General features: G+C 63.2%; 24 protein-coding genes and 1 tRNA gene. 22 read left to right on the top strand and 3 right to left on the bottom strand.

Features of this window, described 5'->3' with window-relative positions; translation table 11 throughout:
• Positions 1-51 precede the first annotated feature (51 nt).
• The 19 genes from rlmN (at position 52) to EYF70_RS06185 (ending at position 19,255) form a co-directional block, all read left to right on the top strand.
• Complete coding sequence (gene rlmN, locus EYF70_RS06095; protein ID WP_131144611.1) at positions 52-1,224, top strand: dual-specificity RNA methyltransferase RlmN; 1,173 nt, start codon at positions 52-54, stop codon at positions 1,222-1,224.
• Positions 1,224-2,078 (top strand): type IV pilus biogenesis/stability protein PilW, encoded by an 855-nt coding sequence (pilW, locus tag EYF70_RS06100; protein WP_131144612.1) that lies wholly within the window; start codon positions 1,224-1,226, stop codon positions 2,076-2,078. The genes rlmN and pilW overlap by 1 nt, the downstream gene beginning before the upstream one ends.
• A gap of 13 nt (positions 2,079-2,091) precedes the next feature.
• Entirely contained in the window at positions 2,092-3,141 is a 1,050-nt protein-coding gene (locus tag EYF70_RS06105) for a RodZ domain-containing protein (protein ID WP_131144613.1), read from the top strand.
• Positions 3,142-3,146: 5 nt separating this feature from the next.
• Positions 3,147-4,427, top strand: coding sequence for a flavodoxin-dependent (E)-4-hydroxy-3-methylbut-2-enyl-diphosphate synthase (ispG, locus tag EYF70_RS06110; protein WP_131144614.1), 1,281 nt, complete (start codon positions 3,147-3,149; stop codon positions 4,425-4,427).
• Between the two features lie 6 nt (positions 4,428-4,433).
• Entirely contained in the window at positions 4,434-5,786 is a 1,353-nt protein-coding gene (gene hisS, locus EYF70_RS06115) for a histidine--tRNA ligase (RefSeq protein ID WP_131144615.1), read from the top strand.
• Positions 5,787-5,804: 18 nt separating this feature from the next.
• Entirely contained in the window at positions 5,805-6,458 is a 654-nt protein-coding gene (locus EYF70_RS06120) for a YfgM family protein (RefSeq protein WP_131144616.1), read from the top strand.
• Between the two features lie 106 nt (positions 6,459-6,564).
• Entirely contained in the window at positions 6,565-7,719 is a 1,155-nt protein-coding gene (gene bamB, locus EYF70_RS06125) for an outer membrane protein assembly factor BamB (protein WP_131144617.1), read from the top strand.
• 120 nt (positions 7,720-7,839) lie between these two features.
• Positions 7,840-9,186 carry a ribosome biogenesis GTPase Der gene (gene der / locus EYF70_RS06130; RefSeq protein WP_131144618.1) on the top strand — a complete coding sequence of 449 codons (1,347 nt, stop codon included), beginning with the start codon at positions 7,840-7,842 and terminating at the stop codon, positions 9,184-9,186.
• 500 nt (positions 9,187-9,686) lie between these two features.
• Complete coding sequence (hfq, locus tag EYF70_RS06135) at positions 9,687-9,923, top strand: RNA chaperone Hfq (RefSeq protein ID WP_093558029.1); 237 nt, start codon at positions 9,687-9,689, stop codon at positions 9,921-9,923.
• Between the two features lie 63 nt (positions 9,924-9,986).
• Complete coding sequence (hflX, locus tag EYF70_RS06140; protein WP_131144619.1) at positions 9,987-11,123, top strand: GTPase HflX; 1,137 nt, start codon at positions 9,987-9,989, stop codon at positions 11,121-11,123.
• Between the two features lie 3 nt (positions 11,124-11,126).
• On the top strand, positions 11,127-12,407 hold the full coding sequence (hflK, locus tag EYF70_RS06145) for an FtsH protease activity modulator HflK (RefSeq protein ID WP_131144620.1): 1,281 nt from the start codon (positions 11,127-11,129) through the stop codon (positions 12,405-12,407).
• Positions 12,407-13,285, top strand: a complete 879-nt coding sequence (hflC, locus tag EYF70_RS06150) for a protease modulator HflC (RefSeq protein WP_131144621.1) — start codon at positions 12,407-12,409, stop codon at positions 13,283-13,285. The genes hflK and hflC overlap by 1 nt, the downstream gene beginning before the upstream one ends.
• 242 nt (positions 13,286-13,527) lie before the next feature.
• On the top strand, positions 13,528-14,688 hold the full coding sequence (locus EYF70_RS06155) for an ATP phosphoribosyltransferase regulatory subunit (RefSeq protein ID WP_131144622.1): 1,161 nt from the start codon (positions 13,528-13,530) through the stop codon (positions 14,686-14,688).
• Positions 14,689-14,692: 4 nt separating this feature from the next.
• Positions 14,693-16,006 (top strand): adenylosuccinate synthase, encoded by a 1,314-nt coding sequence (locus tag EYF70_RS06160; protein ID WP_131144623.1) that lies wholly within the window; start codon positions 14,693-14,695, stop codon positions 16,004-16,006.
• A gap of 37 nt (positions 16,007-16,043) precedes the next feature.
• Complete coding sequence (locus EYF70_RS06165) at positions 16,044-16,586, top strand: phosphoribosyltransferase (RefSeq protein ID WP_131144624.1); 543 nt, start codon at positions 16,044-16,046, stop codon at positions 16,584-16,586.
• 261 nt (positions 16,587-16,847) lie between these two features.
• Positions 16,848-17,444, top strand: a complete 597-nt coding sequence (locus EYF70_RS06170; RefSeq protein ID WP_130188248.1) for a MarC family protein — start codon at positions 16,848-16,850, stop codon at positions 17,442-17,444.
• 2 nt (positions 17,445-17,446) lie between these two features.
• On the top strand, positions 17,447-18,178 hold the full coding sequence (locus EYF70_RS06175; protein ID WP_131144625.1) for a sterol desaturase family protein: 732 nt from the start codon (positions 17,447-17,449) through the stop codon (positions 18,176-18,178).
• Between the two features lie 145 nt (positions 18,179-18,323).
• Complete coding sequence (locus tag EYF70_RS06180) at positions 18,324-18,611, top strand: autorepressor SdpR family transcription factor (RefSeq protein ID WP_131144626.1); 288 nt, start codon at positions 18,324-18,326, stop codon at positions 18,609-18,611.
• On the top strand, positions 18,608-19,255 hold the full coding sequence (locus EYF70_RS06185; protein WP_131144627.1) for an SdpI family protein: 648 nt from the start codon (positions 18,608-18,610) through the stop codon (positions 19,253-19,255). Before EYF70_RS06180 ends, EYF70_RS06185 begins: the two co-directional genes overlap by 4 nt.
• 212 nt (positions 19,256-19,467) lie before the next feature.
• Here EYF70_RS06185 and uvrB read toward each other — a convergent pair whose 3' ends face one another.
• Positions 19,468-21,552: an excinuclease ABC subunit UvrB gene (uvrB, locus tag EYF70_RS06190; RefSeq protein WP_131144628.1), complete on the bottom strand. Its 2,085-nt coding sequence runs from the start codon at positions 21,550-21,552 to the stop codon at positions 19,468-19,470.
• Between the two features lie 201 nt (positions 21,553-21,753).
• On the opposite strand from uvrB, the gene EYF70_RS06195 reads away from it, so the two are divergent.
• From EYF70_RS06195 to EYF70_RS06205, 3 genes are all read left to right on the top strand, one after another.
• A complete protein-coding gene (locus tag EYF70_RS06195; RefSeq protein WP_131144629.1) occupies positions 21,754-22,956 on the top strand; it encodes an amino acid aminotransferase in 1,203 nt (400 codons plus the stop codon).
• Positions 22,957-23,078: 122 nt separating this feature from the next.
• A tRNA-Asn gene (locus tag EYF70_RS06200) sits at positions 23,079-23,154 on the top strand.
• Positions 23,155-23,249: 95 nt separating this feature from the next.
• A complete protein-coding gene (locus tag EYF70_RS06205; protein WP_131144630.1) occupies positions 23,250-23,498 on the top strand; it encodes a hypothetical protein in 249 nt (82 codons plus the stop codon).
• A 1,130-nt stretch (positions 23,499-24,628) separates the two neighbouring features.
• Here the strand turns inward: EYF70_RS06205 and EYF70_RS06210 are convergent.
• Together EYF70_RS06210 and EYF70_RS06215 are read right to left on the bottom strand one after the other, a co-directional pair.
• Positions 24,629-24,844, bottom strand: coding sequence for a hypothetical protein (locus EYF70_RS06210; protein ID WP_131148922.1), 216 nt, complete (start codon positions 24,842-24,844; stop codon positions 24,629-24,631).
• Positions 24,845-24,873: 29 nt separating this feature from the next.
• Positions 24,874-25,368 (bottom strand): tlde1 domain-containing protein, encoded by a 495-nt coding sequence (locus tag EYF70_RS06215; RefSeq protein ID WP_131144631.1) that lies wholly within the window; start codon positions 25,366-25,368, stop codon positions 24,874-24,876.
• Between the last annotated feature and the right edge of the window lie 206 nt (positions 25,369-25,574).

A 25,574-nucleotide genomic window follows, 5' to 3' on the forward strand; every position in this document is an offset into this window, starting at 1 on the left:
GCCCCGGCATGTCCGGGGCGGAGGTGTTTTGAAAAAAGATTGAAACTAGTTATGGAAACGACCCTCACCAACCTGCTGGACCTCGATCCCGCGCAACTGATCGACTACTGTGCGCAGTTGGGTGAGAAGCCGTTCCGCGCCAAGCAGCTGCAACGCTGGATCCACCAGTTCGGCGCGTCGGACTTCGACAGCATGACCGACCTCGCCAAGTCCCTGCGCGAGAAGCTGAAGACGCGCGCCCATATCACGGCGCCGGCCGTCATCAGCGACCATACCTCGACCGACGGCACGCGCAAGTGGCTGGTGGATGTCGGCAATGGCAATGCCGTGGAAACCGTGTTCATTCCGGAAGAAAACCGCGGCACGCTGTGCATTTCCACCCAGGCCGGCTGCGCGGTCAACTGCCGCTTCTGCTCGACCGGCAAGCAGGGCTTCAACCGCAACCTGACGGTGGCCGAGATCATCGGCCAGCTGTGGATGGCCGAGTTCGAACTGCGCAAGACCAAGGGCATCGAGCCGGGGCCGAAAGGCGAGCGCCAGATCACCAACGTGGTGATGATGGGCATGGGCGAGCCGCTGCTGAACTACGAGCCGACCGCCACCGCGCTGAAGCTGATGCTGGACGATAACGCCTATGGCCTGTCGCGCCGCCGCGTCACGCTGTCGACTTCCGGCGTGGTGCCGATGATCGACAAGCTGTCGCAGGACGTGCCGGTAGCGCTCGCCGTGTCGCTGCACGCTTCCAACGACGAGCTGCGCAATGGTCTCGTGCCGCTGAACAAGAAGTACCCGCTGGCCGACTTGCTGGCGGCCTGCAAGCGTTACCTGGAATTCGCCCCGCGCGACTTCATCACGTTCGAGTACTGCATGCTGGACGGTTTCAATGATTCCGACGAGCATGCGCGCGAACTGATCGCGCTGGTGAACCATCCGCAATATGGCATCAATTGCAAGTTCAACCTGATTCCGTTCAACCCCTTCCCGGAATCGGGCCTGACGCGCTCGAAGAATCCCCGCATCAAGGCCTTCTCGGAAATCCTGATGAACGCCGGCATCGTGACGACGATCCGCAAGACCCGTGGCGACGACATCGACGCCGCCTGCGGCCAGCTTGCCGGCGAGGTCAAGGACCGTACCCGCGTGGCCGAGCGCATGGAAAAGATGGCCGAATATAAAACCAAGTTCGGTGCCGATTTCGGCAAGATCGTGGAGATCCGGTCCTGATGACCGCAGCCGCCCAGTGCCGCGCGCGCAGCGCCAGGCTCGGTTCCGCCGGGCTGCTGGGCGCGTTGTTGCCCATGCTGCTGCTGGCCGCCTGTACGGGCGGCCCCGCGGGCACCGGTGCCGGCGCTACCAGCGGCAGGGCCGAGCTGCCCACGCTGTCGGATGCCACGGCTGCGCAAAAGCGCGCCCAGATCCGCATGCAGCTGGCGGTCGGCTACTATGAGCAGGGCCAGTTGCCCGTCGCGCTCGATGAGATCAAGAAGGCGATCGCCGCCGATCCCGGCTATGCGGACGCCTACGGCGTGCGCGCGCTGATCTACATGGGCATGGGCGAGGCGACGCTGGCGGACGATAATTTCAAGCGCGCGCTGCAACTGGCGCCGAACAACCCGGATATCGCGAACAACTATGGCTCGTTCCTGTGCCAGAACGGTCGCGTGGCCGAGTCGTTCCGCTGGTTCGACGCGGCACTGGCCAGCCGGCAGTATTCTTCGCCCGTGAAGGCGATGAACAATGCGGGCAGTTGCGCGCTGAAGAGCAAGGATTACGAGCGGGCCGAGCAATACTTGCTGCAAGCATTGCAGCTGGCCCCGGATCAGCCGTCGACCAGCGCCAACCTGGCGCGGGTCTATTACGAGCGTCGCGACTACGCGCGCGCCAACTTCTTCCTTACCCGGCTTGGCAAGGTTGCCCGGCCCGACAGCTTGCCGGCCGATGTGCTGTGGCTCGCGGTCCGGGTCCAGCACCGGCTCGGCGACAAGGGGGCGGAAGAAGCTTGGGCGACACAGCTGCGGCGCCACCATGCCGCCTCGCCCGAGTATGCTGCGTATCAGCGCGGGGCGTTTGATGAGTGAGACAGGGGTAATAATGGATTCAGAAGGGCAAAAGCAGCCGCAGGGTCAGCCTCACGGGCAGGGGCACGCACAGGAGCGGCAGCATGCCGCCGCGCCGGGCGCAACGCTGGCCGCGCAGCGCGAAGCGATGGGCCTGACCGTGGAACAGATCGCCGATCAGCTGAAGCTGGCGCCGCGCCAGGTCGTCGCGCTCGAGCAGGGCGACTTCGCTTCGCTGCCGAACATGGCCGTCACGCGGGGGTTCATTCGCGCCTATGCGAAGGTGGTGCGGCTCGATCCGGCACCGCTGGTGGCGCAGATCGAAGTCACGCCATCGGTCACCACGTCGAGCGAACATGCGCCGATCAGGCGCGAAAAGATTCCCACCACGTTTTCCCAGTCGCGCTTTCCCACGCTGGCTTCGCGCCAGTCGAAGCCGAAGGTCTGGATCATCGGTGGCGTGGTGGCGCTGGCCGTCATCGCCGGTGCCGGCGCATGGCAGGCCGGCCTGATCTCGCCGGCCGCACTCAGCAAACCGGCCACCGTGGCCGCGCCAGCGGCTACCGCGCCGGCCGCGCCAGGTACCGCCGGCACCACCGCCACCACGCCGCCGCTGCTGTCGCCGAACGTACCGCTGGTATCGACGCCTTCGCAGGGGCCGGCAACGCCGGAAAATACCGCGCCGCTGGTGACGACCCCGCCGAACACCGCGATCGCGGGCGCTCCGGCGACGAATTCGGCTGCAACGACACCGGCTGCGACGACGCCGGCTGCCACGACACCCGCCGCCACTGCGCCAGCCGCCACCACGCCGGCTCCGGCCGCGGCCACGCCGGCACCGCAGGGCGCCAATACGCTGACGCTGGTCTTCACGGCCGATTCGTGGGTCGAGATCAAGCGGCCCGGCGCATCGCCGCTGATTTCCCGCCTCGTCAAGGCCGGCAGTACCGAGAGTTTCGAGATCGATCGCCAGTCGCAGCTGACCGTCGGCGCGCCGGAAGGCGTGCGCGCCACGTTGCGCGGCCAGCCGCTGCCGCTGCCGAAAGTAGCGAACGGCACCATTTCACGTGTCCAGATCAAGTAATGAGCATGTCCGAACTTACTACCGCCATACCTTCTAACGCGATCCCTTCCGGCCCCCTGGCGCGCCGCTCCAGCAAGGGCGTGCTGGTGGCGCATGGCGACCGCAAGGTGTGGGTCGGCGGCGACCATCCCGTCGTCGTGCAATCGATGACCAATACCGATACCGCGGATGCGGTCGGCACCGCGATCCAGATCAAGGAGCTGGCCCGGGCCGGTTCCGAGCTGGTGCGCCTCACGGTGGACCGGCCCGAGGCCGCGCAAGCCGTGCCCTACATCCGCGAGCAGCTCGACAAGATGGGCGTCGACGTGCCGCTGGTCGGCGACTTCCACTACAACGGCCACACGCTGCTGACCGAGTATCCGGATTGCGCCGCCGCGCTGTCGAAGTACCGCATCAACCCCGGCAACGTGGGCAAGGGCGCCAAGCGCGACACGCAATTCGCCCAGATGATCGAAGTGGCGATCCGCCACCAGAAGCCGGTGCGCATCGGCGTCAACTGGGGTTCGCTGGACCAGGCGCTGCTGGCGCGCATCATGGATGAGAACGCGGCCCGCGCCAATCCGTGGAGCGCGCAGGCGGTGATGTACGAAGCACTGATCACGTCCGCCATCGAGAATGCCCAGCGCGCCGAGGAAATCGGCCTGGGCCGCGACAAGATCGTGCTGTCGTGCAAGGTCTCCGGCGTGCAGGACCTGATCGCCGTGTACCGCGAGCTGGCCAGGCGCTGCGATTACGCGCTGCACCTGGGGCTGACGGAAGCGGGCATGGGCAGCAAGGGCATCGTCGCCTCGACGGCGGCACTGTCCGTGCTGCTGCAGGAAGGCATCGGCGACACGATCCGCATCTCGCTGACGCCGGAGCCGGGCGGCGACCGCACGAAGGAAGTCATCGTCGGCCAGGAAATCCTGCAGACGATGGGTCTGCGCAAGTTCATGCCGATGGTGATCGCCTGCCCGGGCTGTGGGCGCACCACGTCGACCACGTTCCAGGAACTGGCGGACGATATCCAGACCTTCCTGCGCGAGCAGATGCCGGAATGGAAGAAGAGCCACCCGGGCGTGGAAGCGATGAACGTGGCCGTGATGGGTTGCATCGTCAACGGCCCCGGCGAATCGAAGCACGCCAACATCGGCATCAGCCTGCCGGGCACCGGCGAATCGCCGGCCGCGCCGGTCTTCGTCGATGGCCAGAAGGTGGCCACGCTGCGCGGCGACACGATCGTGCAGGAGTTCCAGCAGATCGTGCTGGATTACGTACAGAAAAACTACACATCAGTATCGGTATAAAAAACCATGTCCGAAAACAAAAAAGCAGAGAAGATCACCTCGGTCAAAGGGATGCCCGACATCCTGCCGGCCGATGCCCACCTGTGGGAAATCTTCGAGAACACCGCGCAGTCCATCCTGCAAAGCTACGGCTACCAGAACATCCGCACGCCGATCGTCGAGGAAACCCGCCTGTTCGCGCGCGCGATCGGCGCCGTGACCGACATCGTCGAAAAGGAAATGTATTCGTTCGAGGATTCGATGAACGGCGACCAGCTGACGCTGCGTCCGGAAGGCACGGCCGGCGTGGTGCGCGCCGTGCTGGAACATAACCTGGTGTACGACGGCCCGAAGCGCCTGTGGTACAAGGGCCAGATGTTCCGCCACGAGCGCCCGCAGCGCGGCCGCTACCGCCAGTTCCACCAGTTCGGCGCGGAAGCCGTGGGCTTCACGGGCCCGGACATCGACGCCGAGCTGATCATGCTGTGCCGCCGCCTGTGGGATGACCTGGGCCTGCCGGAGATCCGCCTGGAACTGAACTCGATCGGCGACGCCGCCGAACGGGCCGCCCACCGCGTGGACCTGATCAAGTACCTGGAACAGCACGAGGAACTGCTGGATGCGGAGGCCAAGCGCCGCCTGCACACCAATCCGCTGCGCATCCTCGATACCAAGAATCCGGCCCTGCAGGACATCGTCAACAATGCGCCGAAGCTGCTCGATTACCTGGGCGAGGAATCGCTGAAGCACTTTGAAGGCGTGAAGAACATCCTCGACCGTAACGCGGTGCAGTACACCGTCAACACGCGCCTGGTGCGCGGCATCGACTACTACAACCGCACCGTGTTCGAATGGGTCACCGACCAGCTGGGCGCGCAGGGTACCGTGTGCGCCGGCGGCCGCTACGATCCGCTGATCGAGCAGTTCGGCGGCAAGCCGACGCCGGCGGTGGGCTTCGCGATGGGCATCGAGCGCCTGATCGAGCTGATGAAGTCGGCCGGCGAAACGGCCGCGCCGAACCAGTGCGACGTGTACCTGGTGCACCAGGGCGAGGAAGCGCAGATGCAGGCCTTCATCCTGGGCGAACGCATCCGCGACGCCGGGCTGGACGTGATCCTGCACTGCGCCACCGCGGCCGGCGCCGGCTCGTTCAAGAGCCAGATGAAGAAGGCCGACGGCAGCGGCGCGTCGTTCGCCATCATCATCGGCGAAGACGAAGTGGCCAACAATACTGCCAGCGTGAAGGCGCTGCGCGGTGCCGAAGGCGAGCAGCAGCAGGCCACGGTGGCGTTCGAGGAAGTGGTCGGCTACGTGGTCGACCAGATCATCGGCGGCCACGATTGCGGCGACGACTGCGAAGACCACCACCACCATCACTGATCCCGAAGGATAGATTCCATGGCATTCGATCACCAAGAAGAAGAACAGCTCGCATCCCTGAAGGCATGGTGGGCCAAGTACGGCAACGCCGCCACCTGGGTGCTGGTGGCCGGCCTGGCCGCCTATTCCGGCTGGGCGGGCTGGCAGTATTACCAGCGCACCCAGGCTGTCGAGGCGTCCGCGCTGTACGACGAGCTGCAAACCTCGGTCGGCAAGGATAACGCCAAGGTGCAGCGTGCCGCCGGCGATATCGAGAGCCGCTATGGCCGCACGCTGTATGCGCAGATGGCCGCGCTGACGGCGGCGAAAAGCGCGTTCGACGCGAACGACCTGAAGACCGCCAAGGCCAAGCTGCAGTGGGTCGTGGAACACGGCAACGACGAATACAAGGCGGTGGCGAAGATCCGCCTGGCCGGGCTGCTGCTGGACGAGAAGGCCTATGCCGACGCCCTGAAAACGCTCGACGGCGATGTGCCGGCGCAGTTCAAGGCCGCCGTGAGCGACCGCAAGGGCGACGTGCTGGCGGCGCAGAACAAGCTGGCCGAGGCCCGTGCCGCCTACCAGGCCGCGCTCTCGGGCACCGACGAGAAAAATCCGGCGCGCCAGCTGATCGAGCTGAAACTCGAAGCCGTCGGCGGCACGGTGCCGGAACCGAAACCCGCCGCTGCCTGATTCCCGGCAGCTTGAGCGGCAGTCGCATCCCGCCCGCGGCCGGCTTGACCGCGCGGGCACGCGTCACCCGCACCGCCTTCCACTTGTAAGGAGCAAGGTTTAATTTATGCGTATCACCGGTAAACTCATCGGCGTGAGCCTGCTGTCCATGACGGCCGCGTGCAGTTCCCTCAGCTCGCTGAATCCGTTCAAGGAAAAGGACAAGAACCCACCAGCCGCGCTGGTGGATATCAAGTCGCCGATTCCCGCCAAGGTCGTGTGGAAGCATTCCGTCGGCAAGGCCGGCCTGTATGTGTTCTCGCCGGCGCTGGCCGACAATGCGTTGTTCGTGGCCGATGCCGACGGCAATATCGAACGCCTCGATGCGGCCACCGGCCGCTCGCAGTGGAAAGTGAAGGCCGGCACCGACCTGACCGCGGGCGTGGGCGCCAACGGCAAGCTGGTGGCGGTGGGCGGCGCGAAGGGCACCGTGATGGCCTTCGACGCGGCCACCGGCAAGGTGCAGTGGAAAGTGCAGGCATCGTCCGAAGTGCTGTCGGCACCGGCCGTGACCGACGAGCTGGTCATCGTGCGCAGCATGGACAACAAGATCACCGCCTACGATACGAAGACGGGCGATCGCAAGTGGTTCCTGCAGCGCACCACGCCGCCGCTGACCCTGCGCAACGCGCCGGGAATGGTGGTGGCGCAGCCGAACGTGTATGTCGCGCAGCCGGCTGGCAAGCTGCTGTCGCTGGCCCTGTCGAACGGCGTGCCGCGCTTCGAGGTCTCCGTGGCCGAGCCGCGCGGCGCCACCGAACTGGAACGCGTGTCCGACATCGGCGGCACGCCGGTCGTCATCGGCAGCGATATCTGCGCCGTCACGTACCAGGGCAAGGTCGGCTGCTTCGACCTGTCGACCGGCGCGGCCAAGTGGAGCAAGCCGGCATCGTCCGACGTGGGCGTGGGCGCCGACCAGCGCTTCGTCTTCGTGGCGGACGACAAGGGCCATGTGTCCGCGTTCAGCCGCGAAGGCGGTGCCAGCGCGTGGAAGAACGATTCCCTGGGCAACCGCGCCCTGTCCACGCCGCTGTCGTACGGTCGCGTGGTGGCCGTCGGCGATTTCCAGGGTTATGTGCACCTGCTGTCGCGCGAAGACGGGGCGATGCTGGGCCGCGTGGCCACCGATGGCAGCCCGATCAAGTCGGTGCCCGTGGTGGCCGGCTCGAACATGATTTTCCAGACCCAGTCGGGAACGGTGACCGCGATCGCGGTCGAGTAATACAGCAATTCGTAACTGAACAAGCAGCTGCGCAGTGAGAATGACCGCGAGCGCGGTCATTCAGTATTTTCAAAAACCAAGCAGTACTAATGACCGCCAACGCGGTCGAGCAGAAAACAAATGAAGCCGGTAATCGCACTCGTGGGCCGCCCGAACGTCGGGAAATCGACCCTTTTCAATCGTCTGACCCGCTCGCGCGACGCGCTGGTGGCGGACTTGCCTGGTCTGACGCGCGACCGTCACTATGGCGAGGGCCGCGTCGGCGAACGTCCTTTCCTGGTCATCGATACGGGCGGTTTCGAACCGGTCGCCAAGGAAGGCATCATGTTCCAGATGGCCCTGCAGACCAAGCAGGCCGTGGCCGAAGCGGACGTGGTGATCTTCCTCGTCGACGGCCGCCAAGGTATGACGCCGCACGACAAGACCATCACCGATTTCCTGCGCCGCAGCGGCCGCCCCGTACTGCTGGTGGTAAACAAGGCCGAAGGCATGAAGTACACCTCGGCCGTGTCGGACTTCTACGAGCTGGGCCTGGGCGATCCGTATGCGATCTCCGGCGCGCACGGCGACGGCGTGACGGACCTGGTGTATGAAGCGCTGGACAAGGCCTTCGCCTCGCGCCCGGAAGATGCCGAAGAGCTGCTGCCGTCCGAGCGCGGCATCAAGCTGGCGCTGGTCGGCCGCCCGAACGTGGGCAAGTCCACGCTGATCAACACGCTGCTGGGCGAAGAGCGCGTGATCGCCTTCGACATGCCGGGCACCACGCGCGATTCGATCGAGATTCCGTTCGAACGCGACGGCAAGCACTACACGCTGATCGACACGGCGGGTATCCGCCGGCGCGGCAAGGTGTTCGAGGCGATCGAGAAATTCTCGGTCGTCAAGACGCTGCAGTCGATTTCGGAAGCGAACGTGGTGATCCTGATGCTCGACGCCCAGCAGGACATCTCGGAACAGGATGCCCACATCGCCGGCTTCATCCTGGAATCGGGCCGCGCCCTGGTGCTGGCCGTGAACAAGTGGGATGGCTTGCAGACGCACCAGCGCGACCAGGTCAAGAACGACATGGACCGCAAGCTGGACTTCCTCGGTTTCGCCAAGACGCACTTCATCTCGGCGCTGAAGGGTACCGGCATCGGCCCGCTGATGAAGTCCGTCGACGCCGCCTACGCGGCCGCCACGGCCGACCTGTCGACGCCGAAGCTCACGCGCGCCCTGCAGGAAGCGATCGAAAAGCAGGAGCCGAAGCGCAAGGGCGGCCTGCGGCCGAAGCTGCGCTACGCCCACCAGGGCGGCATGAACCCGCCGGTGATCGTCATCCACGGCAACTCGCTGGATGCCATCAGCGAGCCCTACAAGCGCTACCTGGAAAAGCACTTCCGGGACACCTTCCAGCTGGTCGGTACGCCGCTGCGCATCGAATTGCGGACGGGTAAGAACCCGTTCGACAAGCGCGAGAAGAGCTGATCCCCGTGGCGTAAAGGAACTGGTGTAGGACACCGATGCCGCTTGGATAAGCCCACCCCAAGTGCAAACTCCGGGGTCAGACCCGGCGGGGTGTAGCAGGGGTTTCGCGAAGCCTGCTTCGCGCCTGCAGAACGATGCAGGCATGCATGCCAGCATTCCTCCCTGACCCCAGCCCTTCGCTGTTGGGGTGAATTCATGCGCTTTCAATATGTTTTGTCACGCTTGACTTCACGGCATTGGCGCCAAACCCCGGTGTTCGCACGCCTGCAATGACCGGCCGAGTGGTCGGTTGCAGGCACACCGACTTCACATTCCGAATGCAATTTTTTCCTTGTTTTCATTCGGACACCCCTGCATAAATCGCAAAAACCGGTTACAGTAGCTTCGAAGCATTTCCGTCTGGCGGAGGGTATTTTTACCTCTGCAATAAGGAGTAGCCGGCACTTGAATTCAAGCGTTTCGCCTCCAATTCCAACACAACAACATAAACTGGAGCTGTTATGAGCAATAAAGGGCAATTGTTACAAGACCCATTCCTGAACGCGCTGCGCAAGGAGCACGTTCCCGTCTCGATCTACCTGGTCAACGGCATCAAGCTGCAGGGCCATATCGAGTCGTTCGACCAGTACGTCGTCCTGCTGCGCAATACCGTCACGCAGATGGTGTACAAGCACGCCATCTCGACCGTGGTGCCGGCCCGCGCCGTCAACCTCAATATCGATTCCGAGGCGGAGTAACGCGTTGATCGTTGAGACAACGCCGCAGCTTTGCCATCCGCTTCATCTTCCTCTGACCGTCCCATGCGCGCAGCTTTAGTCGGTGTGGATTTCGGTCAGGGCGACTTCGCCGCCAGTATCGACGAATTGATGCTGCTCGCGCGTTCCGCGGGAGCGGAGCCCATCACGACCGTCACCGGCAAGCGATCCAGCCCCGATGCCGCCTATTTCGTCGGTAGCGGCAAGGCCGACGAGATCGGCCATGCGGTGCAGGATCACGGGCTGGAGATCGTCATCTTCAACCATGCGCTGTCGCCTGCGCAGCAGCGCAACCTGGAAAAGCGCCTGAACGTCCGCGTGCTGGACCGCACCAGCCTGATCCTCGATATCTTCGCCCAGCGTGCCCAGAGCCACGAGGGCAAGCTGCAGGTCGAGCTGGCGCAGTTGCAGCACCTGTCCACGCGGCTGATCCGCGGCTGGACTCACCTGGAGCGCCAGAAGGGCGGTATCGGCCTGCGCGGCCCCGGTGAAACCCAGCTGGAAACCGACCGCCGGCTGATCGGCGAACGGGTGCGGATGCTGCGCGCGCGGCTGGCGAAACTGCGCAAGCAGCATGAAACGCAGCGCCGTTCGCGCGGCCGCAACAATGCCTTCTCGGTGTCGCTGGTCGGCTATACCAATGCCGGCAAGTCGACGCTGTTCAATGCGCTGACCAAGGCCGGCGTGTACGTGGCCGACCAGCTGTTCGCCACGCTCGACACCACCTCGCGGCGCGTGTACATGGGCGAGGATGCCGGCAATGTCGTGATTTCCGATACGGTCGGCTTCGTGCGCGAACTGCCCCACCAGCTGGTGGCCGCCTTCCGCGCCACGCTGGAGGAAACCATCCATGCCGACGTGCTGCTGCATGTCGTCGATGGCGCCAGCCCGGTGCGGATGGAGCAGATCGAGGAAGTCAATGCCGTGCTGCGCGAAATCGGCGCCGACCATATTCCCCAGATCCTGGTCTGGAACAAGATCGACGCGGCCGGCCTGGAGCCGGCGGTGGAACGTGATGAACATGATAAGATTTCACGCGTATTCATCAGTGCCCGCACGGGCGAAGGTCTCGATCTTCTGCGCGCGGCCATTACCGAGACAGCCCAGGTACAACGGGAAGCGAACCTGCGTCCGAAGGACGACACGCCACCCGATGCCATTTCCACATTCACCGATGTCTAAAACATGCCTCTTTCCTCACTAGCGAAAAGATTAGGCCTGAAGCTGTCCCTGAACGACCCCCGCTGGGGCCAGGACAAGGATAACAACAGGCAGGCCCAGGAAGGCAAGAAGCCCGGCGACGGACCGCCGGACCTCGACCAGCTGTGGCGCGACTTCAACCAGCGCCTGAATGGCCTGTTCGGCAACAAGAACCGCAACAACAACGGCGGAGGCGGCGGCGGTGGCAATGGCGGCGGCGAACTGAAAGGTGCCGGCGTGACCATCGGTGCCGTCGCGGTGATCGCCCTGCTGGTCTGGCTGGCCAGCGGCGCCTTCATCGTGCAGGAAGGCCAGAAGGGTATCGTCACCACCTTCGGCCGCTTCAGCCATGAAACCCCGGCCGGCTTCAACTGGCGCTGGCCGTATCCGTTCCAGGCCAACGAAACCGTCAACGTGTCGCAGGTGCGCACGGTGGAAGTGGGCTATCGCGGCAACACCCGCAACAAGCAGGCGCGCGAATCGCTGATGCTGACCGATGATGAAAACATCATCGACATCCAGTTCGCCGTGCAATACCAGCTGAGCGATCCGGTGGCCTGGCTGTACAACAACCGCGACGCGGAAGATACCGTGCGCCAGGTGGCTGAAACGGCGATCCGCGAGATCGTCGGCCGCAGCAAGATGGACTACGTGCTGTACGAAGGCCGCGAGAAGGTGGCCTACGACACGCAGCGGCTGATGCAGGATATCCTCGACCGCTACGCGTCCGGTGCGCTGGTCACCAACGTGACGATGCAGGGCGTGCAGCCGCCGGAGCAGGTGCAGACCGCGTTCGACGACGCCGTCAAGGCCGGCCAGGACCGCGAACGCCTGAAGAACGAAGGTGCGGCCTACGCGAACCAGGTCGTGCCGACGGCGCGCGGCGCCGCGTTCCGCCTGCTGCAGGAGGCGGAAGCCTACCGCTCGATGGTGGTGGAAAACGCTTCTGGTAACGCCGACCGCTTCAAGTCCGTACTGGTCGAGTACCAGAAGGCGCCGGGCGTGACGCGCGACCGCATGTACCTCGATACGATGCAGCAGATCTTCGCCAATACCAGCAAGGTCATGGTCGATGCGAAGGCCGGCAGCAACCTGCTGTACCTGCCGCTGGACAAGCTGATCGCGCAAGTGGCGGCCACCGAGGCGCAGCGCGCCAACGTGACGGCGCCGCCGCCGACCGCCGTGCTGCTGCCGCAGCCCGATCAACCCTATAGCGGCGACCAGAACCGCGCGCGTGAATCGTCCCGTAGCCGGGAGGGCCGTTAATGAACCGTATCGTTACTCTCGTCGTCACCGCGTTCATCGCGCTGATGCTGCTGTCGTCCACCGTGTTCGTGGTGGACCAGCGCAAGTTCGCCATCGTGTTCGCGCTGGGTGAAGTCAAGCAGGTGATCCGCGAGCCGGGCCTGCACTTCAAGCTGCCGCCGCCGTTCCAGAACGTGATCTACCTGGACAAGCGTATCCAGACGCTCGATTCGCCGGAAGCGGACCGCTTCATCACGGCCGAGAAGATGAACATCCTGGTCGATTCGTTCGTCAAGTGGCGCATCGTCGACCCGCGCCTGTACTTCGTCCGCTTCGGCGGCGACGAAGGGCGGGCGGGCAACCGCATGGCGCAGATCGTCAAGGCGGCGCTGAACGAGGAAATCACCAAGCGCACCGTGCGCGAAGTGATCTCGGGCCAGCGCGGCAAGGTGATGGAAGGCTTGCGCGCCAAGGTGGAGAATGAAGCGAAGCAGATCGGCGTGCAGATCCTGGACGTGCGGCTGAAGCGCGTCGACTATGTCGAGCAGATCAACAACTCGGTGTACGAACGGATGAAGGCCGAGCGCCTGCGCGTGGCCAACGAGCTGCGCTCGACCGGTGCGGCCGATTCGGAAAAGATCCGTGCCGATGCCGACAAGCAGCGCGCCGTGATCCTGGCCGAAGCGTATCGCGAGGCCGAGAAGGTGCGCGGCGAAGGCGATGCGAAAGCCAGCGCGATCTATGCCGAGGCATTCGGCCGCAATCCCGAGTTCTACAAGTTCTACCGCAGCCTGGAAGCCTACCGTTCGTCGTTCAGGACCAAGGCCGACGTGATGCTGGTGGACCCGAACTCCGAGTTCTTCAAGTACTTCAAGGGGAGCGGTTCGGCTGGTAAATAAGCCCGGCACTGCGCTGTCGAGGCAAAACCCCAAGTGCACAAGCAGGGGTCAGACCCACCGGGTCTGACCCCAGTTTTTTGCCTTTAGGGTTCGTTGTTTTGCAAATGCGCTGCCCCTGGAATGGCTCGGTCGCCAGAGTTTTACCTGTTTAGCCACGTTTTCGCGTAAAATATGCGGTTCGGCCTGCGCCATCCGCTTGCGCGTCGTGCCGATTGAACGTTTTTCAACAAACCGGTTTTCCCATGCCGAATTGGCTTTTGCCCGAACATATCGCGGACGTGCTGCCGTCCGAGGCGCGCAAGATCGAGGAGCTGCGCCGCCTGATGCTGGATAACTTCCGCCGCTACGGCTACGAACTCGTGATGCCGCCGCTGCTGGAATACGTCGAGTCGCTGATGACCGGCGCCGGCCAGGATACCGACCTGCGTACCTTCAAGCTGGTCGACCAGATCAGCGGCCGCATGCTGGGCCTGCGCGCGGACATGACCACCCAGGTCGCCCGCATCGACGCCCACCTGCTGAACCGCGCTTCCGTCACCCGCCTGTGCTACGCCGGCCCGGTGCTGCATACCCGTCCTTCGGGCCTGCATGCCACCCGCGAGCCACTGCAGATCGGCGCCGAGATCTATGGCCATGCCGGCCTGGAAGCGGATGCCGAAATCCAGGAGCTGGCCCTGGCCTCGCTGGAGATGGCCGGCTTCACCGGGGTGCGCCTGGACCTGGCCCACGTTGGCGTGCTGCGCGCGATCCTCGAGCAGGATGCCGCCGCGCAGCGCGACCACGATGCCATCGTGCAGCTGCTGCGCGCCAAGGATGTGCCAGGACTGCGCGAGCTGACAGAAGGCTACGCGCCTGCCACGCGCGATGCCCTGCTGGCCCTGCCGAACCTGTATGGCGACGTGGATGTGCTGGCCACCGCGAAGCACGCGCTGCCCGACCTGCCGGGCATCGCCAAGGCACTGGCCGAACTGGCGGCGCTGGCGGCATCGGCCATCGGCCGCGCCGAAGTGGCGATCGACCTGGCCGACCTGCGCGGCTACCAGTATGAGAGCGGTGCCACGTTCGCGCTCTACGTGCCGGGCCTGCCGAACGCCGTGGCGCGCGGCGGCCGCTACGATCACGTGGGCGAGGCATTCGGGCGCGCCCGTCCCGCCACCGGATATTCGATGGACTTGCGCGAACTGGCCCGGCTGCTGCCCACGGCCGACCGCAAGCATGCGATCCGGGCACCGTGGGGCAACTCGCCCGAACTGAAGGAACGTATCGCCGAGCTGCGCAAGTCCGGCGAGGTTGTGATCCAGTCCCTGCCGGGTCACAGCGATGAACAGGACGAGTTCGAGTGCGACCGCGCGCTGGTGCTCGACGAGAGTGGTAGTAACTGGATTCTTAAAAACTTAGGTTAGTGTGATGTCAAAAAAAATCACTGCAACAAACGTGGTCGTCATCGGTACCCAGTGGGGCGATGAAGGCAAGGGCAAAATCGTCGACTGGCTGACGGAACACGCGCAAGGCGTGGTGCGTTTCCAGGGTGGCCACAACGCCGGCCACACGCTGGTGATCGGCGGCGTGAAGACCGCGCTGCAGCTGATCCCTTCGGGCATCATGCGCCCGGGCGTGGCCTGCTACATCGGCAACGGCGTGGTGGTGTCCGTGCCGGACGTGCTGCGCGAGATCGACAAGCTGGAAGCCGTGGGCGTGGAAGTGGCGTCGCGCCTGAAGGTCTCCGAGGCTTGCCCGGTGATCCTGCCTTACCACACCGCGCTCGATGCAGCCCGTGAAGCCGCCCGCGGCGCCGCCAAGATCGGCACCACTGGCAAGGGTATCGGCCCGGCCTACGAAGACAAGGTTGCCCGCCGCGCGATCCGCGTTGCCGACCTGCTCAACGAAAAGCGTTTCGCCGAAAAGCTGGCCGAGAACCTGGACTACCACAACTTCGTGCTGGAAAACTACCTGAAGGCACCGAAGGTCGAGTACCAGAAGACCCTCGACGATGCGCTGGCCTACGTGCCGCGCCTGCGCCCGATGGTGGCCGACGTGTCGAGCGCGCTGTATGCCGCGCACAAGGCCGGCGCCAACCTGCTGTTCGAGGGCGCCCAGGGTTCGCTGCTGGACGTCGACCACGGCACCTATCCGTTCGTGACCTCGTCGAACTGCGTGGCCGGCAATGCCGCCGCCGGCGCCGGCGTGGGCCCGAACATGCTGCACTACATCCTCGGCATCACCAAGGCCTACACCACCCGCGTGGGCTCGGGCCCGTTCCCGTCCGAGCTGCCGACCGATGCCGGCGTGGGCCACCACCTGGCGCAAGTCGGCCATGAATTCGGCACCGTGACGGGCCGCGCCCGCCGCTGCGGCTGGTTCGACGCCGCGCTGCTGCGCCGCTCGGTGCAGATCAACGGCGTGTCCGGCATGTGCCTGACGAAGCTGGACGTGCTGGATGGCCTGGAAACGCTGAAGCTGTGCACCGGCTACATGCTGGACGGCCGCCACGTCGACATCTTCCCGGTCGGTGCCGAAGACGCCGCGCGTTGCGAGCCGATCTACGAAGAAATGCCAGGCTGGAAAGAAAGCACCGTCGGCGCGAAATCGCTGGCGGCGCTGCCGGCCACCGCCCGCGCCTACATCAAGCGCATCGAGGAACTGGTCGGCGTACCCGTCGACATGGTATCCACTGGTCCGGACCGCGAAGAAACCATCGTGCTCCGTCACCCGTTCGAATAAAAACAGGCAAACCACGCCACAAGCAGGAAGGAATTACATGAGCTCCCCTCAATCCGACGACAAGCACCTGTGGGTGACCTGGGATGAGTACAACCGCCTGGTCGAAGGCCTGGCGCTGAAGGTCTACGAATCGAACTTCAAGTTCGACATGGTGCTGTGCCTGGCGCGCGGCGGCGTGCGCCCCGGCGACGTGTTCTCGCGGATCTTCGACGTGCCGCTGGCGATCCTGTCGACCAGCTCCTACCGTGCCGACAAGGGCACGGTGCAGGGCGACCTCGATATCGCCAAGTACATCACGGTGACGCGCGGCTCGCTGGCCGGCAAGATCCTGCTGGTGGACGACCTGGCCGATTCCGGCGTCACGCTGATGAAGGTCATCGACCATCTGAAAGCGAACTACAAGGATGTCGAGGAAGTGCGTTCGGCCGTGATCTGGACCAAGGGCAGCTCGGCCTTCAAGCCGGACTACCAGATGCAGGAACTGCCGCACAACCCGTGGATCCACCAGCCGTTCGAGGACTACGACGGCCTGCGCCCGCACCAGCTGGCATCGTGGCTAAAAAAAGGCGAAAAGAACTGAAGGAACCTCGATAAACCTATTGCGCGGCGCCAGATGCTGGTCTCCGGTGCTCCGCTGCGGCGGACCGATCGTACATAAAGTACGATGAGCACCGGAGACCAGACCAGACGCCGCTCATTACGGTTTCTCGAGGTCCCGAGACGTTGGTGGGACACTGGGAAATGGCGGAAAGCTGAAAGGCTTTCCGCCATTTGCTTTGTTGCTCCAGCTTTTCCTTGCCTCATGTAGGATCCGATAATAATAGAAGGGTAAACCCTGCATATGACAGAAAACTTCTTCCAGACCTTCATCCTGCTGCTGCTGGTGACCGACCCGTTCGGCAACGTGCCGCTGTTCGCCGCCGCGCTGCAACCGGTGGCGCCGGCCCGGCGGCCGAAAATCGTGGTGCGTGAATGCCTGATCGCCTTCGCGGTGCTGCTGGTGTTCATGTTCTTCGGCCGGCCGTTCCTGCACGCGCTGAGCCTTTCCGAAGTCTCGCTGCGCATCGCCGGCAGCGTGATCCTGCTGATGATCGCCATCCGCATGGTGTTCCCGCACCCGGACGGTGTGCTCGGCCGGAACGAGGGCGGCGAGCCATTCATCGTGCCGCTGGCGATTCCCGCGCTGGCCGGCCCGTCCGCGCTGGCCACGGTGCTGCTGTTCTCCAGCGAAACCCGCGGCGATGTGATGATCCACGTGGCCGCGCTGGCCGCCGTGGTGGTGGTGTGGCTGGCCGTGTTCCTGGGCGCCGAGCGCCTGCAGAAGGTGCTGGGCACGCAGGTGATGACGGCGTTCGAGCGCCTGATGGGGCTTATCCTGGCGGCGATGTCGGTCGAGATGATGCTGGGCGGGATCCGCGAATTCGTGAAGACGCTGTAGCCATGAGCGAGTTGCTGGCCCTCCCTTTCCTGGCGCTCGCCTTCGTTGCCTTGTTCACCCGCGAGGTCATTGCGCCGGCCTCGCGCAATCATTGCGACCGGCGCTGGCTGATCCTGGCCAGTGGTACCGGTGCGGCCACCGTGGCTGTCACGCTGGCCGCCGGCTGGTTCTTCAGTACCGCAATCAGCGAAACGGCGCTGATCGACAGCAGCGGATGGCCGGTCATCGTTACCGGCTTCGCCAGCTTCCTGGTCACCAGTTTCCTGTTTTACTGGTGGCACCGCGCCACGCATCGCTTCGACCTGTTGTGGCGCGTCTTCCACCAGCTGCATCACAGCGCGCGGCGGGTGGAAGCACTGACGGCTTTCTATGCCCATCCGCTCGATTCGGCCGCGGCCATCTGCATCAGTGGCTGCGCCAGCTACCTGCTGCTGGGGGCAAGTCCTGCTGCGGCCGCGGTGGCGTTGCTCCTGACAGGTACCTTCGACCTGTTCCTGCATGGCGACATCGCGACACCGCGCTGGCTCGGCTACCTGGTGCAGCGGCCGGAGATGCACACGGTCCACCATCAGTTGCACCACCACGCCCAGAATTACGGCCTCCCCATCTGGGACCTGGCGTTCGGCACGTGGACGAATCCCGAGCATCGGGTCACGGAGCTGGGATTCGACGGCGACAAGCCGGAGCGCATCGCCGACATGCTGCTGTTCCGGGATGTTCATCGCCCCAGCTGAGCAGCAAGACCGGGCGGCAGTCCGGCAAGCAGCTCCGGGTGGCAACAGCGAGACGACCGCATGACGTCCTCATGCGCAGCTTGCGCACGGAATCGTTTTATCCTATATTTAGATATCCATCTAATTAGCGATTGATCGAAATACGATGCCAGCCCCCACCGATGCCTTCAAGGCCATGGCCGATCCGGCGCGCCGCGAGATCCTGCGCCTGCTGCGCGACGGCGAAATGACGGCAGGGCAGCTTGCCGAGCATTTCGATATGACGCGGCCGACCATGTCGCACCATTTTGCCGTGCTGGCCGACGCAGACCTGATCACCCGTCGCCGCGAGGGCCAGACGATCTGGTACGGACTGAACACGACGGTGCTGCAGGATGTCGTGGCATGGATGATGGACCTGACCGAACCACAGACCAAAAGGAGGAAGGCATGAACCGTCAGCACCTGATTGCAAGCGTTTCCCTGATCCTGGCCGCCACGGTGCTGACCGCGCTGTGCTGGCCCAGCCTCGCCGAGACCATCCCCATCCACTGGAATGCGCAGGGCGAAGCCGATGGTTTCGGTCCGCGCTGGATCGTCTGGCTGACCGGGCCGGGAACGATGGCGTTCGCCCTGGCGATCGGCGCCGCGCTGCCTTACCTGTCGCCGAAAGGGTACGACGTGGGCGCGTCTGGCTCGACAGCCGGCTATATCATGACCCTGGTGGTTGGCTTGATGGGCTTGATGCAGGTGCTGCTCCTGACCTCGATCTTCAACGCAACGTTCGACGTGGGCCGCGCCGTGCCAGCCGGGATCTGCCTGGTGCTGGCCCTGATCGGGAACTCGCTGAGCAAGGTGCGCCGCAACTTCTATATCGGTATCCGCACCCCATGGACGCTGGCGAGCGAGCGAGTGTGGTATTCAACCCACCGCGTGGGTGCGAAGCTGATGGTGGGGGCGGGCGTGGTGGGGCTGCTGGCGGTGCTGCTCGGCGCATCGGGCGAGCTGGCGATTGGACTCGTCGTCATCGGCGCCTTGCTGCCGGTACTGTATTCGCTGGTGCTGTACAAGCGGCTGGAGCGGGCAGGGCAGCTATAAAAAACGCCGCGTAACGCGGTAATGCCGTTCAGTTAAACGTCGCCGGCTCATCGATAGTGCATGCATTCACCCCAACAGCGAAGGGCTGGGGTCAGACCCGCCGGGTCTGACCCCGGAATTTGCACTTGGGGTGGCCTTATCTGAACAGCATTGCCGCGTGAACGCGGCGTTTTTCATGCAGGGCTGGCTTGTTCGGCAGCATATTTTCCGGCCTACTTGCCCGTGATCGAAATCACGTCGGCCCCCGGCGCGCCGAACATCTGCTCCTTCAGCAGGTGCAGCTGGTCGCGCACCTGCGCGGCCTTCTCGAACTCCAGGTTCTTGGCATGCTCGATCATGAGCTTTTCGAGGCGCTTGATCTCTTTCGAGACCTGCTTCTCGCTCATCGTTTCGTACTTCGCTGTCTCCTGGGCCGCCTTCAGGTTGGTGGATGCCTTGTTCGGGTCGTACACGCCGTCGATCATGTCCTTGATGACCTTGTTCACGCCGCGCGCGATGATGCCGTGCTTCTCGTTGTGGGCCAGCTGCTTGGCGCGGCGGCGCTCGGTTTCGTCGATCGCGCGCTTCATCGAATCGGTCATCTGGTCCGCGTACAGCAGCGCCACGCCGTTCAGGTTGCGGGCGGCGCGGCCGATGGTCTGGATCAGCGAACGTTCGGAGCGCAGGAAGCCTTCCTTGTCGGCATCCAGGATCGCCACCAGCGACACTTCCGGCAAGTCCAGGCCTTCGCGCAGCAAGTTGATGCCGACCACCACGTCGAACGTGCCGATGCGCAGGTCGCGCAGGATTTCCACCCGCTCGACCGTTTCGATATCGCTGTGCAGGTAGCGCACCTTGATGCCGTGGTCCGACAGGTATTCGGTCAGCTGCTCGGACATCCGCTTGGTCAGCGTGGTCACCAGCACCCGCTCGTTCTTGGCGATGCGGTCGTTGATCTCGGAGAGCAGGTCGTCCACCTGCGTGCGCGCCGGCCGCACGATCACCTGCGGGTCGACCAGGCCGGTGGGGCGCACCACCTGTTCCACGACCTGGTCGGCATGCTTCTGCTCGTACTCGGCCGGCGTGGCGGAAACGAAGATCGTCTGCCGCATCTTGCCCTCGAATTCCTCGAACTTCAGCGGCCGGTTGTCCAGCGCGGACGGCAGGCGGAAGCCATAGTCGACCAGGTTCGTCTTGCGCGAACGGTCGCCGTTGTACATCGCCGAGAGCTGGCCGACCAGCACGTGCGATTCGTCCATGAACATCAGCGCATCCTGCGGCAGGTAATCGATCAGGGTTGGCGGCGGCTGGCCCGGCAGCGCGCCACTCAGGTGCCGCGAATAGTTCTCGATGCCTTTCGTGAAGCCGATCTCGGCCATCATTTCCAGGTCGAACCTGGTACGCTGCTCGAGGCGCTGTTCCTCGATCAGCTTGCCTTCCTTGCGGAAGAACTCGAGCCGGTCGCGCAATTCGGCCTTGATGCTTTCGATGGCCCGCAGCACCGTCGAACGGGGCGTCACGTAGTGCGAGCCGGGGTAGACGGTGAAGCGGGGGATCTTCTGGCGCACGCGGCCCGTGAGCGGATCGAACAGCTGGATGGACTCCAGTTCGTCGTCCCACATTTCCAGGCGCACCGCCAGTTCGGCGTGTTCGGCGGGGAAGATGTCGATCGTATCGCCGCGCACGCGGAACGTGCCGCGGCCGAAGTCCACTTCATTGCGCGTGTACTGCATCTGGATCAGGCGGGCAATGATGTCGCGCTGGCTGACCTTGTCCTTGGCGCGCAGGGTCAGGATCATCTGGTGGTATTCGTTCGGATTACCGATACCGTAGATGGCCGACACGGTGGCCACGATGACCACGTCGCGCCGCTCCATCAGCGACTTGGTGCACGACAGCCGCATCTGCTCGATGTGCTCGTTGATCGACGAATCCTTCTCGATGAACAGGTCGCGCTGCGGCACGTAGGCTTCCGGCTGGTAATAATCGTAGTACGACACGAAATACTCGACAGCGTTCTGCGGGAAGAACTCGCGGAATTCGCTGTAGAGCTGGGCCGCCAGTGTCTTGTTCGGCGCAAACACGATCGCCGGACGGCCCATGCGGGCGATCACATTGGCCATCGTGTAAGTCTTGCCGGAACCCGTCACGCCCAGCAGCGTCTGGAACGACAGGCCGTCGCCAATGCCTTCGCACAGGGCCTCGATCGCGGTCGGCTGGTCGCCGGCGGGCGGGAAGGGCTGGTGCAGCTTGAACGGTGAATCCGGGAACGTCAGCACGGTGGGCTCGGGAGCGCCGGCCAGTGATAAATCAGCCATGAAGTCAGACCTTTGCTAGAATAGGGAGTTGCACACCACATTGTGCAGTCATTGCGCGGTGGCCGGCACACCTGGCCAACGCCGCGCATCGGAATTGCTGTGCACCGTCATCACTGTCCAGAGTAATTGCCGCTGAATTTGCTCAGTAATGTTGTAGTGCTCATCCGCTGCGAATCGCATCCAATCGAATCCAATCCTATCATGACGAATCCTTCCGTTTTCAGTGCCATCGAGATGGCTCCGCGCGACCCGATCCTGGGTATCACCGAAGCTTTTAACGCCGACACCAACCCCAATAAGATCAACCTGGGCGTGGGTGTTTATTATGACGACAATGGCAAAGTGCCGCTGCTGTCGTGCGTGCAGAAAGCTGAAAACATCCTGATTGAACAGCCAGCCCCGCGCACGTACTTGCCGATCGAAGGCCTGGCCGCGTATGACAAGGCGGTGCAGGAACTGGTATTTGGGGCCGACAGTGCCGTAGTTCAAGAGCGCCGCGCGATCACCGTGCAGGCCCTGGGCGGCACCGGCGCTCTGAAGCTGGGCGCCGATTTCCTGAAGCGTTTCTCGCCATCGTCGGAAGTCTTCATCAGCGATCCAAGCTGGGAAAACCACCGCGCGCTGTTTGAAAGCGCCGGCTTCAAGGTCAACAATTACGCGTACTACGATGCCGCCACCCATGGCGTGAACTTCGAAGGCATGCTGGCCGCGCTGAAGGCGATGCCGCAAGGCGCCGTCGTGGTGCTGCACGCCTGCTGCCACAATCCGACCGGTGCCGACCTGACCCAGCCGCAGTGGGACCAGGTGATCGATGCCGTCGTGACCGGCGGCCTGATTCCGTTCCTGGACATGGCTTACCAGGGCTTCGGTGCCGGCATCGCCGAAGACGGCGCCGTGGTGCGCCGCTTCGCCGCCACCGGCGTGCCGCTGCTGGTGTCGAACTCGTTCTCGAAGTCGTTCTCGCTGTATGGCGAGCGCGTGGGTGCGCTGTCCGTCGTGGCCGCCACCGCCGAAGAAGCGTCCCGCCTGCTGTCGCAGCTGAAGCGCGTGGTGCGCACCAACTACTCGAACCCGCCGGTACACGGCGGCAAAGTGGTCGCCACCGTCCTGGCTACGCCGGAACTGCGCCAGCTGTGGGAAGACGAGCTGGGCGCCATGCGCGTGCGCATCAAGGCCACCCGCGACGAGTTCGTGCAAAAGCTGAAAGAGAAAGCTCCCGGCCACGATTTCGCCTTCGTGCGCGAACAGGTCGGCATGTTCTCGTACTCGGGCCTGACGAAAGAGCAGGTCGCCAAGCTGCGCGAACAGTCGATCTACGCGGTGGACACCGGCCGTATCTGCGTGGCCGCGCTGAACTCCAAGAATATCGACATCGTTGTTGACGCGATCGCCAAAGTTCTCTAAAATCTTGCTTCTTCGTTGATGCACGTCAGCGAAGAAAGCTAGAAACAAAGTAGTTGGCAGTAGACAGTACCAAAAAGCAAGCTTGCAAATGTTGCTCTGAACGTATAAAATACTGCTTCTAATCCCTGATAGCTCAGTCGGTAGAGCGACGGACTGTTAATCCGCAGGTCCCTGGTTCGAGTCCAGGTCGGGGAGCCAGAATTCATGTGAGAAGCCCAGCCTTAACCGGTTGGGCTTTTTGCATTTCACGGCCCGGCTGTGATCCTTTCATCCATTTTTCGATTCGAGCCATCATGGACAACACCGATCAGCGCTACCTGGTCCAGCAAAACAAAATCAGCGACGGCGACAAAAAGCCGCCCGTGTTCGCCAAGGTCATGCGCAGCAAGGAAGGCGTGTTCGAAGGCGTTTCCTTCATCAAGAACAAGGAAAAGGCGACCGTGATGACGATCGCGCAGGCGCAGGAAGCGGTCGACTGGGCGAAGAAGAAGAAAGCCGGCGCCCATGAATACGACACGAAGATCATCTGCCTGGGGCAATAATTATGCTTTGAGGTCTTGAGGCTTACGACGGGCCAGTAGGACGTCGTTCGAACAGGGCTTCAGACTAAATGGCCGCGCGCGAGCGCGGCCATTCTATTTTTGCTCTCACCACCGTCGTCATCTTGCTCCATTACGCCACCTTGCTGCCCGCAGCTTGGATTCCTGCATCCTCAACTGAGCTGGATTCGCAGTCAACAATATTCTTTGTGTAAAGAAAAGCAATATTGACGCGTTTCAATGTCAAGCGCATCTCAGCCATTGAAAATGCCGAAGGAGGAGTCATCCTCCACTGCACTGGCCAGCGCATCGCAGTCGCTAACGTGCCAGGCAGTTCCATTCCTCAAAGAGATCGACACTATCAGGGGGTTAATCGTGCGTCTCGTAACTTGGTTAGCGTCCGTAGCGGCGGCAGGGTTTTCCATCTCGCAAGCTGCTAATCTGTCGGGCGACCCATCCGGGCTATGGAAGATCTTCCCGGGTATCTACAAAGTCCACTCTGGAAGTGTTGCTGATCGTACGCCGCCAGCAGGGCGCGATCGCAAGCTGACGGTCCATGTGGATGGCAATGCTGCACGGGAAATCTTTGATTCGATCGGGCCTGACGTGCAGCCGACTTGTGATGGAGGGGCGGGGAACCGAGACCGACGCAAGAAGGGTATTTATTGTGTATATGACCCGGCCGATGTGAAAGCAAAAGGCGGTCCCTACCGGTGCTGGATCGGAATCAATCTTGTAACTGGTGACACCGAGACCAATGTAGATTGCTAATACCTTGCGCCACGAAAGAGCAGCGTCAATGAAAATCTTGAAGCCCGCAATTGACCGCGGGCTTTTCTTCAGGTTCGGTGGCATAGTTGCCGCGTTCAGTTGGTTCGACTCGAAAGCAATGTGTCATGGTGCGATGATCTGATCAACTGCAATCGTCTGACAGTAGCGACCCGTGATCTTCAAGTATATGGCTTGCGCTAAGCCATAGGTTTCATGCTGTCGTCTATTTGTTTCACTCCCCGCTGCAGCGTTTCGTCGCCCCTTCGTTGCCAAGCGGGCCAGCGCCGGGCCAGAGTGCGGAACACCCACCGCGAGCCGCCGTGACCGATACTGCCCCCCAGTACCTGCGCGCCACGCTGTCATCAGTCGGTTTTCCCCAGCCTGCGGACTCCTGTCCGCACGAGAGCCGCTGCAATCGCCAGGGCGATGACGTCGGCAATGACGATTTCGGGCAGCGGATCGCTCCACTTGTCCATATTGGTGGTGCGCGAGTAGTACGGCGGGCCTGGGCCATATGCCTCCACCAGCGCCTGGTAGCTCACGAAAGCCGCTCCGGCGACCAGCAAGCCTGCAATGATGAACGTGAGGATCGCGAAGCCTGGTGTTTTCACGGCGTGGCCGGTGCGTATTGGACGGACAAATGGATCTGGCACTTGCGCATCGCGCCTTCCACCTGAAGATCGGCGACAAAAGCATCGATATGCGAGGTCAGATCGATACAGCCAATACTGCCGAGAACTTTGCCTCCATGAATGAAAAATCCTCCACGCTGGTAGGTTTCGGTAGTGGTGAACGGATGGATTGTGATGCGGTATTTCCCCCACGAGGCCTCACTTCCGCGCTTATACCAGCGATTGACCCATAGCTCATCGGGGTTGATCCAGTAAATGCCCTCCGGTATGGGCCCGCTGAACCCGGCAATTTGCGCTTCCTTTGTGTAGCTGAACGCCCCACTCTTGTCCGGCTTCCCAGAGGCGGCTGGATAAGAATATGTCTTGCTTCCGCCAGTCATTGCAAGCGTCTTCCCATTGAATGTGAGTGCGAGCTTGCTGCACATCGCCAGTGAGGGGTCATATCGCTCTTCTGCGTACCTGTCTCCCATGAGGAGCCTCGCATTCAAGAATTCAATACTTTCCCTGGGAACTGGCCCTGCGGCCGCCAGGCGCCAATCGCTAAAACTCCTGACACACTCGCGTGCCCTGGTTTGTAATATAGGCAGGGGCGCGTACCACCGCCAGCATTTTTTTGTCACCGCTGCGCGAGTGCCGGTCGAATCCAGTCATGGGATTGAATAGTGGCGCCGCCTCA

This window comes from Pseudoduganella albidiflava, from assembly GCF_004322755.1.
Classification (GTDB): domain Bacteria; phylum Pseudomonadota; class Gammaproteobacteria; order Burkholderiales; family Burkholderiaceae_D; genus Rugamonas; species Rugamonas albidiflava.

What these genes read in the sequence shown, in the direction of transcription:
- rlmN (WP_131144611.1), top strand. Translation starts at nt 52, where the DNA reads ATGGAAACGACCCTCACCAACCTGCTGGACCTCGATCCCGCGCAACTG.
- pilW (WP_131144612.1), top strand. Translation starts at nt 1,224, where the DNA reads ATGACCGCAGCCGCCCAGTGCCGCGCGCGCAGCGCCAGGCTCGGTTCC.
- EYF70_RS06105 (WP_131144613.1), top strand. Translation starts at nt 2,092, where the DNA reads ATGGATTCAGAAGGGCAAAAGCAGCCGCAGGGTCAGCCTCACGGGCAG.
- ispG (WP_131144614.1), top strand. Translation starts at nt 3,147, where the DNA reads ATGTCCGAACTTACTACCGCCATACCTTCTAACGCGATCCCTTCCGGC.
- hisS (WP_131144615.1), top strand. Translation starts at nt 4,434, where the DNA reads ATGTCCGAAAACAAAAAAGCAGAGAAGATCACCTCGGTCAAAGGGATG.
- EYF70_RS06120 (WP_131144616.1), top strand. Translation starts at nt 5,805, where the DNA reads ATGGCATTCGATCACCAAGAAGAAGAACAGCTCGCATCCCTGAAGGCA.
- bamB (WP_131144617.1), top strand. Translation starts at nt 6,565, where the DNA reads ATGCGTATCACCGGTAAACTCATCGGCGTGAGCCTGCTGTCCATGACG.
- der (WP_131144618.1), top strand. Translation starts at nt 7,840, where the DNA reads ATGAAGCCGGTAATCGCACTCGTGGGCCGCCCGAACGTCGGGAAATCG.
- hfq (WP_093558029.1), top strand. Translation starts at nt 9,687, where the DNA reads ATGAGCAATAAAGGGCAATTGTTACAAGACCCATTCCTGAACGCGCTG.
- hflX (WP_131144619.1), top strand. Translation starts at nt 9,987, where the DNA reads ATGCGCGCAGCTTTAGTCGGTGTGGATTTCGGTCAGGGCGACTTCGCC.
- hflK (WP_131144620.1), top strand. Translation starts at nt 11,127, where the DNA reads ATGCCTCTTTCCTCACTAGCGAAAAGATTAGGCCTGAAGCTGTCCCTG.
- hflC (WP_131144621.1), top strand. Translation starts at nt 12,407, where the DNA reads ATGAACCGTATCGTTACTCTCGTCGTCACCGCGTTCATCGCGCTGATG.
- EYF70_RS06155 (WP_131144622.1), top strand. Translation starts at nt 13,528, where the DNA reads ATGCCGAATTGGCTTTTGCCCGAACATATCGCGGACGTGCTGCCGTCC.
- EYF70_RS06160 (WP_131144623.1), top strand. Translation starts at nt 14,693, where the DNA reads ATGTCAAAAAAAATCACTGCAACAAACGTGGTCGTCATCGGTACCCAG.
- EYF70_RS06165 (WP_131144624.1), top strand. Translation starts at nt 16,044, where the DNA reads ATGAGCTCCCCTCAATCCGACGACAAGCACCTGTGGGTGACCTGGGAT.
- EYF70_RS06170 (WP_130188248.1), top strand. Translation starts at nt 16,848, where the DNA reads ATGACAGAAAACTTCTTCCAGACCTTCATCCTGCTGCTGCTGGTGACC.
- EYF70_RS06175 (WP_131144625.1), top strand. Translation starts at nt 17,447, where the DNA reads ATGAGCGAGTTGCTGGCCCTCCCTTTCCTGGCGCTCGCCTTCGTTGCC.
- EYF70_RS06180 (WP_131144626.1), top strand. Translation starts at nt 18,324, where the DNA reads ATGCCAGCCCCCACCGATGCCTTCAAGGCCATGGCCGATCCGGCGCGC.
- EYF70_RS06185 (WP_131144627.1), top strand. Translation starts at nt 18,608, where the DNA reads ATGAACCGTCAGCACCTGATTGCAAGCGTTTCCCTGATCCTGGCCGCC.
- uvrB (WP_131144628.1), bottom strand. Translation starts at nt 21,552, where the DNA reads ATGGCTGATTTATCACTGGCCGGCGCTCCCGAGCCCACCGTGCTGACG.
- EYF70_RS06195 (WP_131144629.1), top strand. Translation starts at nt 21,754, where the DNA reads ATGACGAATCCTTCCGTTTTCAGTGCCATCGAGATGGCTCCGCGCGAC.
- EYF70_RS06205 (WP_131144630.1), top strand. Translation starts at nt 23,250, where the DNA reads ATGGACAACACCGATCAGCGCTACCTGGTCCAGCAAAACAAAATCAGC.
- EYF70_RS06215 (WP_131144631.1), bottom strand. Translation starts at nt 25,368, where the DNA reads ATGGGAGACAGGTACGCAGAAGAGCGATATGACCCCTCACTGGCGATG.